The sequence below is a fragment of the Frankia sp. KB5 genome (assembly GCF_002099325.1).
GTDB classification, from domain to species: domain Bacteria; phylum Actinomycetota; class Actinomycetes; order Frankiales; family Frankiaceae; genus Frankia; species Frankia casuarinae.
The window spans coordinates 1-14,466 of the sequence record NZ_MRUJ01000249.1 but is presented as its reverse complement, the minus strand read 5'-3'; the positions used below and the strand labels follow the sequence as shown (position 1 = coordinate 14,466).

The following is a 14,466-nucleotide window of genomic DNA, read 5'->3' as shown; positions in this document are numbered from 1 at the left end:
CAGGGAGCGCGGCATCTCGGTCGAGCGGATCGCGATCGGGTCCCTTGCGGGTTCCGACACCGCCGGCCTCCTCGGCTGGGATGGCGCCGCGGTCGAGGCGGCGCTCGCGGCTGTCGCCGGATCGGTCCGCCTGGACCTCTGCCTGCTCGCCCTCGGCGCTCCGGCATCACCGGGCGCCGGATCCGGGGCTGAGCCGGACCGCGCCGGGGAGGACGATCGAGCCGGGATCGGCGCCACCGGGCTGGCCGACTTCGACGTCGCCGCGCGTGGGCTCGCCGACGCCATCCTGGCCACGAAGGGGCTCGTCGTACCACTGCGGGCGGCGGCCTCGGCGGGCCGGCGCGCGGCCTTCCTAACGGTGACGCGGGTCGACGGGCTGCTCGGCCATCGGGGCGGGTCCTCGATAGCCGGGGCGGTCACCGCGGGGATCACCGGGCTGGTGAAGACCGTCGCGCTCGAGGCACCTGAGCTGGTCTGCCGGTCGGTCGACGTCCATCCGGCGCTCGACGACGACACCTTCGCGGCGGCCGTCCTGGCGGAGGCCGTCGATTCCGCCCGGGACGTCGTCGAGGTCGGTCTGGATCCCGAGGGACGCCGCTGGTCCGTCGAGTATGTCCAGGGCGGGGTGACCGGGGTGACCGGGGTGACCGGGGTGGCTGAGGCGGCCGGGGTGGCTGAGGCGGCCGGGGTGACCGGGACGACCTCCCCGGCGACGCTCCGGCCCCCGGTGGGCCCGGATGACGTCCTGGTGGTGACCGGCGGAGCCCGCGGAGTGACCGCGCGCTGCGTCGAGGAGCTGGCGCGCCGCGCCTCCTGCGAGTTCGTCCTGCTCGGACGCACGAATCTGGTTGAGGAGCCGGGCTGGGCGGCCGGAGTCGAGGATGACGGCCTCAAGGCGGCGTATCTCGCCGGGGCCCGTGCCGAGGGACGCAAGGTGCGGCTGCCCGACGTCGATGCCGCGGCTGCCGCCGTGATCGCCGTCCGGCAGGTGCGGGCCACCCTCGGTGACCTTGCCGCGACCGGCGCGCGGATCCACTACCAGGCCGTGGACGCCTCGGATCCGGTGGCGACGGCCGCGGCGCTCGCGCCCTGGCGTGACCGGGTCACCGGCGTCGTGCACGGCGCCGGCGCTCTCGCCGACGCGATGCTCACGGACAAGACCGTCCCGGCCATCCGGTCGGTGCTCACCCCGAAGCTCGCCGGCCTGCGCTCCGTGCTCACGGCGCTGGAGGGGGCACCGCTGCGTCATCTCGTGCTGTTCGGTTCGGTCGCCGGTGTCTTCGGTAACCCGGGGCAGGCCGACTACGCCACGGCCAACGAGGCGCTGACCAGGGTCGCGGCCTGGGCCCGGACCGGGCTCACCGGCCGGGTGGTCGCCCTGAACTGGGGCGCCTGGGACGGCGGGATGGTCACGGCCGACCTGCGGGAGCTCTTCCGCTCCCGGGGCGTGACGCTGCTGCCGCCGGACGAGGGCGCGCGCCGCTTCGTCGCGGAACTCGTCGACGGCCACGGCGCGGATGGCGCGGTACTCATCGGTGGATCCGCTCCGCTCGCGCGGGCCGCGGGTGGCACGGCGCCCGCCGCGTTCGTGGCGCACCGTTCGATAGCGGCTATGGACACCGAGACGGTCATCGACCAGCACCAGATCGGGCCGGCCCCGGTGCTGCCCGCCACCGCCGGTCTCGGCTGGTTGGTCAACGGGGTCGAACGAGCCTTGCCCGGGCGTCAGGTCGTCGAGGTCCGGAACTTCATCGTGCACAAGGGGATCGTGTTCGACGGGGCGCACCTGCGGGACTACTGGCTCGACGCGCGGCCCGTCGACGGGACCGGCGGTGGGCCCGGTGACGGGCGTGACGGCGGGCCGGTGACGGTGTCCGCGACCGTTCGCGGGGACAGCGGCGGCGCGTTGCCGACCTCGCACTACGCGGGCACCCTCGTGCTCGCCGAGGTCACCGAGGTCGGCAAGGCCGCCGGGGCCGCCCCGACCGCCCCGGGCTGGCCCGCCGATGGTTACCGGCTCGGCGAGCAGGGCGAGGACGCGGCCTGGGTCTACACTGACGGGCTGCTCATCCACGGGCCGTTGATGCGGGGCATCCGGCGCCTGCTCGTGCGGGAGCCGGGCCGTCTGGTGGCTGAGTGCCGCCTGCCGGAACTGCCCTTCGCCGGCGGCGCGTTCGCGGGCGCGCTGCACCGCCCGGTCCTGTGCGACATCCTCGCCGCGGCCGGGAGCGTGCTCGCCCGGTGGACCCTGAACGAGGTGGGCGCCCTGCCGATCGAGATCGGGCACGCGGAGTTCTTCGCTCCGCTGCCGGCCAACGAGACGTTCATCGTGGTCGTCGACGACGTCCGACCCGGCCCGATGACGGTCACGGTGACCGTGACCGCCCACACCCCGGATGGACGGGTGCTGCAGCGCCTGTCCGACTTCACCTTCGTCGGTACCCCGGACATGGCGGATCTGATCCGTCAGGGGGCGCAGCGGTGGCAGTCGGGTGACCGGGCATGAGGTCCGGTCGGTGGCCGAAAGACCAGGCACTGCACGGGCGATGGGAGGGATCACGATGACCATCACGGTCGAGGCGACGCAGGACGGGCTGGGTTTCGACGGCGAGCCCACCGACGCCGCCGTCTGGGCGGCGATGCAGGCCGGCCCGGAGTTCGAGGCGCGGCCCGGCGGCACCCACCGCSCTGACGAGGTCGAGGGGGGCGACGTCGAGGGGGGCGATGTCGACAGGGGCGATGTCGAGGGGGGCGAGGAGGACAACGCCGACGGGGGCAGGGAGATCACGGCAGCCACCCGCGGCGCGGACGTCCTGAGCGGCGTGGGCCACACGGCTGCTGTGGGTACGGCAGCCGCCCCGGCTGTCGACGACGCCACGGCCACCCTGCGTCGGCTGCGGGCCTCGGTGGTCGCGGCCCACGCCTCGGCGATGCGCACGCAGGCCGCCCTGGCCGACCGGGCGCTGGCCGCGATGGCCGCCATCGCACCGCCCGGCGGCCGGGCTCCGGCCGCCGTGGGTGATCGTGGTCGGGGTGGACCGGGATGGGGCACCCCGGCGGTGGACCGGCAGGCCTGCCACGATGCGGGGCTCCCCGGGCACGCGGGTGCCTCGGCGCCCGGCACTCCGCCGCGGCCCGCTCCCGCGATCGCCCCCGTCGAGATCACGGCGCCTGCCGAGCTGACGGTGGATGTCACCGTCGTGGCCCGGGACGCCGCGGCGATCGACGGTTGGGTGTCGCTGCCCGCCGTGGTCCGCCAGGCCCTGGACGAGGTGTTGCGCGGGTCGGCGCACCTGGCACCCCGGGGAGGGGGGCACTGGGTGCTGACCCGGGCGGCTCTGGTGACCAGCGGACCGCTGCCCCGGGTCGGGGACGAGCTGCGTGTTCAGGCCACCACCCGCATCGGGGCCCCCGGCGGGTTCGACCCGGCCACGGCGGAGGTCACACTCGCGCTGCGGGTCACCCGCGGCCCCGACGTGCTCCTGGAGGTCCTCGGCGGGGTGTTCCGGTGGCTCGCGCGGGACGGCGCGAGCCATGGCGGTCTCGCCGGGGCTGCCGGGTTCGCCGGCATCGAAGCGCCGGGGAACCCGCCCGGTTTCGCCGCCCTGGAGCCGGCGGGTGCTCCCTCCGGCTCCCGGGGCGCGCGCGGCTGGACGGAGGACGCGTTCAAACTGCCCGGCCGTACCACCCGCACCACCCTCGACGCCGGTGACCTGGACCGGCTGACGCGCGGTGACGTTGCCGGCGTCTTCGGCGCCCGCTACGACCAGCGGGGGGTGAACCCGTCGGTGCGGCTCGCCCCCGGCGGTCCGCTGGCCGCCGTGCCGGAGCTCGCGCCGCGGGGCGGCGCGGCCGGCCGGGGCCAGTTGCGGGCCTCGGTGAGCCGGCTGACCGGCCGCGTGGAGCACGACGGGCAGCCCGATCCGACCCACCTGGCCATCGCGGCGCTCACCGCCTCCTGGCAGGCGGTGAGTGTGTTCGCGATGGCCGCCGGTCTGCACCTGGTGATCGCGGATGCGCACCTCGACGTCGCGCTGCCCGACGAGCGGCTGGAACTCCCCGACGGGCTCGGCCGGCTGTCGATCGAGATCCACGCGCCCGGCCACGGTGCCGGGCCGGCCGCCGAGGCCGGTCTGGAGCTCGTGCTGACCGTCACCGACATCGACCTGGTGCCGCGGCCCTGGCTGCGCGGTGACATTGAGCTGCGGGACGCCCACGGGCCGGTCGCCACGATCCGCGGGATCGCCCTGGCCGTGCGGGAACGTCCGGGCACCCCCGTGGGTCCGGCGCACGGCGGCGTCCTGCCGGCCTTCCTCGGCCGCGTGGGCGCGACCGGAGAGTCGGCGCTGCTCGGTGAGCTGCAGATGTTCCACGCGGCGCGCGGCGACCTCGCCATCGCGCTCGGTCCCGAGTTCGCCTCCGCCGCGGGCCGGACGGTCTGCCGGCTGCCCGGCGGCGGCCTGCGGCTGGTGGACCGGGTCATGCGGGTGGACGGCGCGCGCGGTCAGCTCAGCGGCGGCGCGTCGATGATCACTGAGTACGACTCGCCGGCGGACTCCTGGTACTACACCGACAGCCCCAGCCCGACGATGCCGAACATCGTGCACATGGAGACATCGCTACAGTCGGCGCTCCTGCTGGGCTACTACCTGGGTGCGACCCTGACCGACCCGGCCAACGACTACGTCCTGCGCAACCTCGACGGCACGGCGACCGTCCGGCGCGAGGTGGACCTGGCGGGACGCACCATCCGGCAGCGTTCGACCCTGCTGTCCACGACCGTGCTCAGCGGCGCGATCCTGCAGAACTTCCAGTACGAGCTGTTCCTCGTGCCGGTCGACGGATCCGGATCGCACGGGTCCGGCCGTGACGGCGATGACCGTGACGGCGAGCCGTTCTACGTCGGTGAGTCGTTGTTCGGCTTCTTCACCCAGCGGACGCTGGCGAACCAGAACGGTCTCGATCAGGGCGCGTTCGTGCCGACCTGGCTGGAACGCACCAACCCGGCGCAGGCGGACCGGCGGACCATCGACGTGGCCGCCCGGCGGGCCGCGAACGCGCCGCTGTGCGCCCAGGGCGCCATGGCCCTGCTCGACCAGATCACGGTGGTGGACGGCGGCGGCGACTTCGGCCGCGGTTACCTGCACGCCGTCCGCCCCACGAGCCCGGACGACTGGTTCTTCGCGCGGCACTTCTGGCTTGACCCGGTGATGCCCGGCTCGCTGGGTGTCGAGGCCGTCATCCAGGCGCTGCAGGAGTGGATGGTCCAGGAGGGCCTGACCGACGACCTCGTCGAGCCGGTCTTCGTCGTGCCGGCCGGGCTGCCGATGAGCTGGCGCTACCRCGGCCAGATCCGCCCGGATGACGGGGAGATGACGCTGGAGGTCCACATCAAGGAGGTCCGCCGCGACGCTGCCCGGGCACGGGTCGTCGCGGACGCCAGCGTCTGGAAACCCGGCATGCGTATCTACGGACTGACCGACATCGCCGCCGAAGCGCGCGGTAGAGGAGCGCAATCATGGTGACGACGACAACGACGGTCCGTGGCGCGCCGGCGATGCCGCGTCCTGGATCGGGCGGGCCGCGGCTCGCGCGTTCCGCCCAGGAGATCCACGACCTGCTCGCCCGGCTGGACGCGCCCTGCGTCGTGGTGAGCGAACAGGGCGGCGCGATCGCGGCCACCGACGACCCGGCGAGCCTGCGCGCGGCGGGGGCGACGGTGCTGGCTGTGGCGCCGCCGGCCCGCCCCGAGCGGCTGGGAGCCGCGTCCTTCCTGACCGACTACGGGGTGCGTCAGCCCTACATGACCGGCGCGATGGCGAACGGCATCGCTTCGCCGGAGCTGGTCGTGGCGATGGCACGGGCGGGCTTCCTCGCCACGTACGGGGCGGCCGGCGTGCTGCCCGACCGGATCGACGACGCGCTTGGGCGGATCCGCCGTGAGCTCGGCCCGGCGCCCTTCGCCTGCAATCTGATCCACAGCCCGAACGAGCTGGAGCTGGAACGGGCCATCCTGGCCGCCTGCCTGCGCCACGGGGTGACCTGCGTGGAGGCGTCCGCGTTCCTGGAGCTGACCCCGCAGATCGTCGCCTACCGGGCCGCGGGGCTGCGGCCGGGCGGCGCTGGCGGCGTACACGTCGGGCACCGGGTGGTGGCCAAGGTCTCCCGCGGGGAGGTGGCCGAGCTCTTCCTGCGCCCCGCCCCGGACGCGCTGCTGCGCCCGCTGGTGGCGGATGGCACCCTGACCGCCGAGCAGGCCGCGCTCGCCCGCACGGTGCCGATGGCCGACGACATCACCGTCGAGGCGGACTCCGGCGGCCACACCGACCGCCGGCCGCTCCCGGTCCTGCTCCCCGAGATCATCGCGGTGCGCGACCGGATCGCCGCCGAGCTCGGCTACCGCCGCCCGCCGAGAGTGGGAGCCGCGGGTGGCATCGGTACGCCATCGGCGGTGTTCGCCGCGTTCGCGCTCGGCGCCGCCTACGTCGTCACCGGTTCGGTGAACCAGGCGTGCGTCGAGTCCGGTCAGTCGGCGGCGGCGCGGGCGTTGCTGGCGAAGGCGGGCCCGAACGACATCGACATGGCGCCGGCCTCCGACATGTTCGAGATCGGCGCCGAGGTGCAGGTCCTGCGCCGCGGCACGATGTTCGCCGGGCGGGGCCGCCGGCTGTACGACCTCTACCGCGCCCACGACTCCCTCGACGACCTTTCGGCGGAGGATCGGGACTGGCTGGAGCGTTCGGTCCTGCGCCGGTCCGTGGACGAGGTATGGGCTGACACCGTCGACTACTTCAGCCGGCGCGACCCGGAGCAGATCGAACGCGCGCAGGCCAACCCGAAGAGACGGATGGCGCTGGTGTTCCGCTGGTATCTCGGGCTGTCCTCGGGCTGGGCGATCTCCGCCGCGCCCGACCGGATCACCGACTACCAGATCTGGTGCGGCCCGTCCCTGGGCGCCTTCAACACCTGGGCGGCCGGCAGCTACCTGGCGGACGTCGACCGGCGCAGCGCGGTGGACGTCGCGGGTGAGCTGATGCTCGGCGCCGCCTACACCGGGCGGGCCGCGGCACTGCGGTTCGCCGGGGTGCGGCTGCCGGCGCGGGCTGCCGCCTACCGACCGCCGGCCACGCGCGAGAGCTCGCCGGCGCACCGGTACGTTCTGACGGCGGGTGCCCGGTGACCGCGCCCACGACCGCGCCCGGGGCCACCGCTGGCACGCCCGTGCCCGTGCCAGCCGTCGAGGCGGAGTCGACCGCGGACCGCCTCGCCTGGCATCTGTGCGGGGGATGCCGGACCCTTCTCTATGGCAAGCGGTTCCTCGCAGCCAACCGGGTCTGCCCGGAGTGCGGCTGGCACGCGCCGCTGACGGCCCCGAGCCGGCTCGCCCAGCTGCTGGACCCGGGATGGTCCGAGCTGGCGACGCCCGTGCCCGCGGATCCCGATCCGCTGCGCTTCACCGATTCGGCCCCCTATCCGGACCGGGTGCGCCAGGCCCGCGAGCGGACCGGACTGGCCGAGGCGGTCGTCTGCGCGCGGGGACGCATCGACGGCGCCGAGGTGATCGTCGCGGCGATGGACTTCCGTTTCCTGGGCGGCAGCCTGGGATCGGCCGTCGGCGAGGCCATCACCCGGGCGGGCGAGTTGGCGTTGGCCGAGCGCACACCGCTGGTGATTGTGACCGCCTCCGGCGGTGCCCGCATGCAGGAAGGCCTGCTGTCGCTGATGCAGATGGCCAAGACGAGCCAGATGCTCGGCCGGCTCGACGAGGYGGGCGTGCTCACCGTGGCACTGATCAGCGACCCGACGTTCGGGGGAGTGGCAGCCTCCTTCGCCACTCTTTGTGATGTTATCGTCGCCGAGCCGGGTGCCCGCCTCGGGTTCGCCGGTCCCCGGGTGATCGAGCAGACGATCCGCCAGARGCTGCCGCCCGGCTTCCAGACGGCGGAGTTCCTGCTGAACCACGGAATCGTGGACATGATCGTTCCCCGTGGCGACCTGCGGGCCGCGCTGTCCCGGCTCCTGCGCGTCGCCACCGGCGTTCATGAGGTGGCCGAGGGCGCCACGGCCGAGGGCGCCACGGCCGAGGGCGCCACGGCCGAGGGCGCCACAGCCGGGGGCGGCCTGTCCGACGGGCATGACGGAGCCGAGCGGGTGATCACCGAGGTGCTCCACCTGCCCGTCCGTCATCCCTGGGACGCCGTGCGGCAGGCCAGGGCGCTCGGGCGCCCGACCACTCTCGACCTGATCTCGCTTCTGCTGGACGACTTCAACGAGCTGCACGGCGACCGGGCCTCCGCCGACTGCCCGGCGATGGTCGCCGGTCTCGGCCGGTTGGGCGGAGTCGGGCTGGCCGTGATCGGTACCCAGAAGGGGCACACGGTCGCGGAGCTCAGCGAGCGGAACTTCGGCATGCCCAGTCCCGCCGGGTACCGCAAGGCGGCGCGGGTCATGCGGCTGGCGGCCAAGCTCGGCCTGCCGGTGGTCACCTTCATCGACACCGCCGGCGCCCATCCCGGCGTCGAGGCGGAGGAACGGGGACAGTCGGTCGCGATTGCCGAGAACCTGCGCCTGATGGGGGCGCTGCCCGTTCCGGTTGTCGCCGTCGTCACCGGCGAGGGCGGCAGCGGCGGGGCGCTGGCGCTCGCGGTCGCCGACCGGGTGCTGATGTGCGCGAACGCGGTGTACTCGGTGATCAGCCCGGAGGGATGCGCGTCGATCCTCTGGAAGGACGCGACCGCCGCGCCGAAGGCTGCCGAGGCGCTGCGCGTGGACGCGCGTCAGCTGCTGGAGCTCGGGATTGTCGACGGGGTCGTACCCGAGCCTGACGGCGGTGCCGCGGCCGATCCCGTCCACGCCGCGGCGCTCGTCGGTGCCGCACTGCGCGCGACGCTGGCGACGCTGGGACTGGCCGGCCCGGAGGAGCTCGTGTACCGGCGGTGGCTGCGCTTCCGTCGCTTCGGCGCGGTGGCGGGTGAGCCGGCCGGCGCGTCACCCCCGGGACGCCCGGGCAACTCCGAACACCCGGGACACTCCGAACACAGGGAGCAGAGTTCATGAGCACGACTGTGGCAGCGCGCCGCTCCGGCGCCGTCTCCTCCAACGGAAACCGGGCGGTCGACGATCCGGGCACGGCGCCGGGATGGTCGACCGCCGCGTCCGGCCCGCTGTCCGCCATCGACGCGGCGGACGTCGACACCGTCCTGGCCGCGGTGCAGCACCATGCCCTTGCCCTGTACGCGAACGCGGTGCGGCCGCCGTCGCACCTGCGGGTGACCGCCGGCGACATCGTCGTGGAGCTGGCCTGGACCGACCTGGCCGAGCTCGGTGACGACCGGCGCGAGCCCGTCCAGGCGACGGCGCCGCCGCGTCGTCATCCGGTTCCCGCGCCTCGCTCCGTTCCTGGTGGCGCTGTTTCCGGTGGCGCTGTTTCCGGTGGCGCTGTTTCCGGTGGCGCCGTTTCCGGTGGTGCCGTTTCCGGTGGTGCCGTTCCCGGCGAGGCCGCGCCGGTCGAGGAGCGGCCGGCGGACTCGTCGACCGCCGGTGGTGACGCTGGCCTGAGCTACGTCACCGCGCCGAGCGTCGGGGTCTTCTACTACGCTCCCGAACCCGGTGCGCGGCCGTTCGTCCGGGTCGGGGACACCGTGAAGGCCGGGCAGCAGGTCGCGATCCTCGAGGTGATGAAGCTGATGATCCCCATCGAGGCGGACACAGCCGGCCGGATCGTCGAGGTGTGCCAGCCCGACGCGACATCGGTCGAGTACGGCGAACGGCTGATCGCCATTGATCCGGACGCCCGCGGCTGATGGTCACCACCGTCCTGATCGCCAACCGGGGCGAGATCGCTCTGCGGGTCCTGCGTACCTGCCGGGAGCTCGGCCTGCGCACCGTCGCCGTCTACTCGGCCGACGACCGCGGCAGCATGGTGACCCGGCTCGCCGACCGGGCCGTCCAGATCGGTCCGGGCCCCGCCGGCCGCAGCTACCTCAACATCCCGACGATCATCGAGGCCGCCCGGCTCGCCGGCGCGGACGCCATCCATCCCGGATACGGATTCCTTTCCGAGAACGCGGACTTCGCGGAGGTCTGCGAGTCCGAGGGCATCACCTTCGTCGGACCGCCCGCCTCGGTCATGGAGAAGCTCGGGGACAAGGCCGTCGCCCGCTCGCTGATGGTTGCCGCGGGCCTTCCGCTGCTGCCCGGAAGCCACACCGCGATCGACCACGCGGACGAGGCAGAGGTGTTCGCCGACAGGATCGGCTATCCCGTGATCATCAAGGCCGCCGCCGGCGGCGGCGGTCGGGGGATGCGCATCGTCGAGCAGCCCGAGGAGTTCCTGCGCGCCTACACCGAGACCCGGGCTGGCGCGCAGGCCGTCTTCGGCGACGGGCGGGTGTACGTCGAGCGGTACCTGCCCTCGGCCCGGCACGTGGAGATCCAGGTGCTCTGCGACCAGTACGGCAACGGCGTGTACCTGGGGGCCCGGGACTGCTCGGTGCAGCGGCGCCACCAGAAGCTCATCGAAGAGACGCCGGCGCCCTGCCTGCCCGCGGACCTCATCGAGGAGATGGGGCGGGCCGCGCTGCGCGGGGTCGCCACGGCGGGCTACGTCGGCGCGGGCACCGTCGAGTTCCTGGTCGACCCGGCCGGTGCGTACTACTTCATGGAGGTCAACTGCCGGCTGCAGGTGGAGCATCCGGTGACGGAGATGGTGACCGGCATCGACCTCGTCGCCGAGCAGTTCCGGATCGCCGCGGGGGAGAAACTCGACCTCACCCAGGACGCGGTCGTCCCGCGCGGCGTCGCGATCGAGTGCCGCGTCAACGCCGAGGACCCGGTCCGGGGATTCGCCCCCGCGCCCGGAACGCTCACGGAGTGCCATTTCCCCGGCGGGCCCTTCGTCCGGGTGGACAGCCACGCGCACCCCGGCTACCGGATACCGACCCGGTACGACTCCCTGCTGGCGAAGGTGGTCGCCTGGGCGCCGGATCGCGACGGCGCGGTCCGGCGGATGCGCTCGGCCCTGTCAGAGCTGCGCATCGAGGGACCGGGCGTGGCCACGACCGTRCCCTTCCTCCTGCGGGTGCTCGACGATTCCCGGTTCCGGACCGCGACTCACGACACCTCTCTCGTCGCCGCGCTCACCTCGACCGGCTGACCAGAGTTCTCTACGCAGAGTTGTGGAGGGTTGAGTACGGTCTGACGCCGCCAGACCGTACTCAACCCTCCATGTTTCCCCGGCCAGGCCGGGGTGGGCCATGCCGGGCCGGGTTATCCACAGATCGTGGTAGGTCCTGGCGCCGCCGCTGATCGGCGGGTGAGTCTGTGACGGCGACAGCAGGATCATGCTCGGTGGCGGCAAGGGTGCGTTCGGCGTGGCGCAGGACGGGCGCGTCGACCATCCGTCCCTCGAAGGAGAACACGCCGGCGGAGTGCGTCGCCGCGTCGAGTACCCGCCGCGCCCACGCCACCTCGTCGGCGGACGGCGCGAACGCCTGCCGCACGGCCGCGACCTGCCTCGGGTGGATACACGCCTTCGCCGCGAAGCCGCTCGCGACGGCGTCACGAGCCTCGGCCGCGAGGCCGTCGACATCGGCGATGTCCAGGTACACGGAGTCGACGGCGACCCGCCCGTGCGCTCCGGCCGCCAGCAGGACGCTCGCCCGGGCATGCAGKGCGACGCCCCGGTAGCGGCCGGCCTCGTCCCGGCTCGACCGGCCACCCAGCGCGGCGACGAGATCCTCCGCGCCCCACATGACGCCGATGGTGGTGGGAACGGCCGCAATCTCGGCCGCGGCGAGCACGCCGCGCGGTGTCTCGCACAGGGCGACGACCCGGCGCGGCCCGACGGCGGCGACCTGCTCGGCGGACTCCGTCTTGGCCAGCATGACGACGGGATAGGGCGTGTCGGCGAGGGCGCGCAGGTCCTCGTCGTAGTCGGCGGTCCCGGCGGGGTTGATCCGGATGATCGTCCGCAGTGGGTCGAGGATGCTCTCCCGCAACGCGCGCCGTGCCCGCGGCCGGTCCGCCGCCGCCACGCCGTCCTCCAGATCGAGGATGACCCCATCGGCCGCGGCGGCCGCCTTGGCGAATCGGTCGGGCCGGTCCGCGGGGCAGAACAGCAACGCCGGGCCGGGCAGCTGCCCGATCACCGGTCCGCCGCCCGGCGCAGCATCAGCGCGGACCGTACCGCCACGGCTACCACGTCACCGTGCTGGTTGCGCGCGGTGTGCTCGAAGGTGACCACCCCCTGCCCGGGTCGGCTGCGGGAGAGCCGCTTGTCGCGTACCACGGTCTCGGCGTAGAGCGTGTCGCCGGGGAACACCGGTGCGGGGAAGCGGATCTCGGTGAATCCGAGGTTGRCCACGGTCGTTCCCTGGGTCAGCCGGCTCACCGACAGGCCGACCAGCGTCGCGAGGGTGAACATGCTGTTGACCAGCCGAGTGCCGAAGGTCTGGGTCGTGCTCCATGCCTCGTCGAGGTGCAGCGCCTGGGTGTTCATCGTCAGCGTGCTGAACAGGGTGTTGTCGGCTTCGCTCACGGTCCGCCCGGGCCGGTGGACGTAGACGACGTCGGTCTCCAGCTCGTCGAACCACAGCCCCCGTTCCTCGACGCGCCGACATTCTCGCTCGGTCCGCTCGGTCCGCTCGGTCCGCTCGGTCCGCGGGGGAGGGGATGCCCCTGCCTCCATCGGTGCCTCCCTCGATCGACTCCCGTCGCCGGCCGCCGGTGTTCAGCGGCCGAGATGGCAGGGGTAGGGTAACCCGTGTTGTGCTGGCCGTGGGTGAAGGTTCATCACCCCTTCCGGGGGCGTTCCGGTCGACCCGATAGCTTCCGGACGTCCGGAGTGCGGGTGGCGGGCCGTCGGCCCGATGAATCGCCGTCCCCGGAAAAGAACCGTGCGGTCCTCGTGGTGAAGGAGCCCGGCAATGCGGCACCGCAGGCTTTTGTTGGCACTGGCCGTGGGTACGCTGACCGCGTCCGTGTCGATCCCGATCTCGGCGAACGCGGCCACCCCGCTCGGCGCCGGGACCGGGACCGCTCCGTCTACGATCGCCGTGATCGGCGACATCCCCTACGGCGCCGCCAAGATCGCCGAGTTTCCCACCGACATCGGCAAGATCAACGCCGATCCCGACGTTTCGCTGGTCGCGCATCTCGGCGATATCAAGAACGGCAGCAGCGTCTGCTCGGACTCGTACTTCGCCACCATCAAGTCGGATTTCGACCAGTTCCAGGATCCTTTTGTCTACACCCCCGGCGACAACGAGTGGACCGACTGCCACCGCGCGAACAACGGTGGTTACAATCCTCTCGAACGTCTCGGAAAACTGCGTCAGGTGTTCTTCCCTGTCCCAGGCCGGACCCTCGGCGTGAACGCCCGRCAGGTCACCAGCGAATCCGCGGACCCGGCCTACGCGCCCTTCGTGGMGAACACCATGTGGACCCAGTCCGGTGTGGTTTTCTCGACACTTAACGTGCAGGGCAGCAACAACGACCTCGTCCCGTGGTTCGGGGTGACGCCGCTGTCCGCGGAGCAGCGGAAAGAGTATTCTACCAGGCTTGACGCGGACCTTGAGTGGATCAACGAGGCGTTCAACGTCGCACGCCGGACCGGGGCGCCGGGGGTCGCGCTGCTCATGCAGGCCGATATGTGGGACACCAGCGCGCTGGCCGCCGGTGGAGACGGGCTGAGTGGCTTCGATCCCATCGTCAAGCGGATCGGGACCCTCGCCGAGCATTTCGGTAAGCCGGTGCTCATCCTGCAGGGTGACTCGCACAACTTCCGGGTCGACCACCCGTTCACGAGCACGGACCCGCTCTACGGCATCCACCCGCTGGCCCCGAAGACCCTGCAGGCTCCCAACGTGACCCGCGTCGTCGTCGATGGCAGCGCTCAGGCGAACGACTACCTGAAGCTCACGATCAACCCGGCTGCCCCGGGCGTCTTCAGCTGGACTCGCGTCAACTACTGAGGGAACGAATCCTCCCACCGGCCGGGGCCGTTTCGCGGTCCCGGCCGGCCCCGGAGCCGATGAGACCGACCCGTCGGGGTGCGGTGGCTGTCGTCGGTTCCGGGCAGAAGGCGCTGATGGCCGGGGTGCCGGCGCTCGCGGCGGTCTCCGCGCTCTCGACGCTCGCGGTGGACCTCGCCGAGGAGGCGGGGATGACGCTCGCTGGGTTCGTGCGCGGTACGTCGATGAACCTCTACACCGGCGCGCACCGGGTGGTACTGGGCTGACCCCGGCTCAGTACCACCCGGCTCAGCCGCACCTATGCCGCCTCGCCTCTCGGCGAGGCGCCCCCGGTCTGACCGGCCGTGGCCGTGCCGGGTTCCCGCTTCCCAGCCACCCGCCCGCTTGCGCGGGTCTTACGGTCGGCTCCACGGGCGTTTTCCGTCTCCGGTGTACTGGCGGCGACGAGGTGGTGCAGGTTGATCGCGGCGTTGTGGTCGCGGTCGAGTACCAG

Annotated in this window: 9 protein-coding genes and 2 pseudogenes; 8 read left to right on the top strand and 3 right to left on the bottom strand. The window is 73.1% G+C overall.

What is annotated here, in order from left to right:
• From KBI5_RS20910 to KBI5_RS20885, 6 genes are all read left to right on the top strand, one after another.
• A partial coding sequence (locus tag KBI5_RS20910) for a KR domain-containing protein (RefSeq protein WP_116289977.1) occupies positions 1 to 2,506 on the top strand: 2,506 nt, incomplete at its 5' end.
• A gap of 55 nt (positions 2,507 to 2,561) precedes the next feature.
• The gene (locus KBI5_RS20905) at positions 2,562 to 5,525 is read left to right on the top strand and encodes a beta-ketoacyl synthase (protein ID WP_133057095.1); all 2,964 of its coding nucleotides are present in this window, start codon (positions 2,562 to 2,564) and stop codon (positions 5,523 to 5,525) included.
• Positions 5,519 to 7,180 carry a PfaD family polyunsaturated fatty acid/polyketide biosynthesis protein gene (locus KBI5_RS20900; protein ID WP_085016205.1) on the top strand — a complete coding sequence of 554 codons (1,662 nt, stop codon included), beginning with the start codon at positions 5,519 to 5,521 and terminating at the stop codon, positions 7,178 to 7,180. The genes KBI5_RS20905 and KBI5_RS20900 overlap by 7 nt, the downstream gene beginning before the upstream one ends.
• A 47-nt stretch (positions 7,181 to 7,227) precedes the next feature.
• Entirely contained in the window at positions 7,228 to 9,057 is a 1,830-nt protein-coding gene (gene accA / locus KBI5_RS20895) for an acetyl-CoA carboxylase carboxyl transferase subunit alpha (RefSeq protein ID WP_347272528.1), read from the top strand.
• Positions 9,054 to 9,803 carry an acetyl-CoA carboxylase biotin carboxyl carrier protein subunit gene (locus KBI5_RS27165; RefSeq protein ID WP_011437314.1) on the top strand — a complete coding sequence of 250 codons (750 nt, stop codon included), beginning with the start codon at positions 9,054 to 9,056 and terminating at the stop codon, positions 9,801 to 9,803. The genes accA and KBI5_RS27165 overlap by 4 nt, the downstream gene beginning before the upstream one ends.
• Complete coding sequence (locus KBI5_RS20885) at positions 9,803 to 11,155, top strand: acetyl-CoA carboxylase biotin carboxylase subunit (protein WP_011437313.1); 1,353 nt, start codon at positions 9,803 to 9,805, stop codon at positions 11,153 to 11,155. The genes KBI5_RS27165 and KBI5_RS20885 overlap by 1 nt, the downstream gene beginning before the upstream one ends.
• A gap of 61 nt (positions 11,156 to 11,216) precedes the next feature.
• On the opposite strand, the gene KBI5_RS20880 is transcribed toward KBI5_RS20885, so the two are convergent.
• Both KBI5_RS20880 and KBI5_RS20875 read right to left on the bottom strand, forming a co-directional pair.
• A complete protein-coding gene (locus KBI5_RS20880) occupies positions 11,217 to 12,149 on the bottom strand; it encodes a CoA ester lyase (RefSeq protein ID WP_011437312.1) in 933 nt (310 codons plus the stop codon).
• Entirely contained in the window at positions 12,146 to 12,688 is a 543-nt protein-coding gene (locus KBI5_RS20875; RefSeq protein ID WP_241883058.1) for a MaoC family dehydratase, read from the bottom strand. Before KBI5_RS20875 ends, KBI5_RS20880 begins: the two co-directional genes overlap by 4 nt.
• 238 nt (positions 12,689 to 12,926) lie before the next feature.
• Between KBI5_RS20875 and KBI5_RS20870 the strand changes: the two genes are divergently transcribed.
• Together KBI5_RS20870 and KBI5_RS20865 are read left to right on the top strand one after the other, a co-directional pair.
• The gene (locus tag KBI5_RS20870; RefSeq protein WP_085016203.1) at positions 12,927 to 13,973 is read left to right on the top strand and encodes a metallophosphoesterase; all 1,047 of its coding nucleotides are present in this window, start codon (positions 12,927 to 12,929) and stop codon (positions 13,971 to 13,973) included.
• A 104-nt stretch (positions 13,974 to 14,077) separates the two neighbouring features.
• A pseudogene (locus tag KBI5_RS20865) lies at positions 14,078 to 14,239 on the top strand (formate dehydrogenase accessory sulfurtransferase FdhD); the annotation flags it as partial.
• A gap of 32 nt (positions 14,240 to 14,271) precedes the next feature.
• Here the strand turns inward: KBI5_RS20865 and KBI5_RS27400 are convergent.
• A pseudogene (locus KBI5_RS27400) lies at positions 14,272 to 14,466 on the bottom strand (IS607 family element RNA-guided endonuclease TnpB); the annotation flags it as partial.

What these genes read in the sequence shown, in the direction of transcription:
- KBI5_RS20900 (WP_085016205.1), top strand. Translation starts at nt 5,519, where the DNA reads ATGGTGACGACGACAACGACGGTCCGTGGCGCGCCGGCGATGCCGCGT.
- KBI5_RS27165 (WP_011437314.1), top strand. Translation starts at nt 9,054, where the DNA reads ATGAGCACGACTGTGGCAGCGCGCCGCTCCGGCGCCGTCTCCTCCAAC.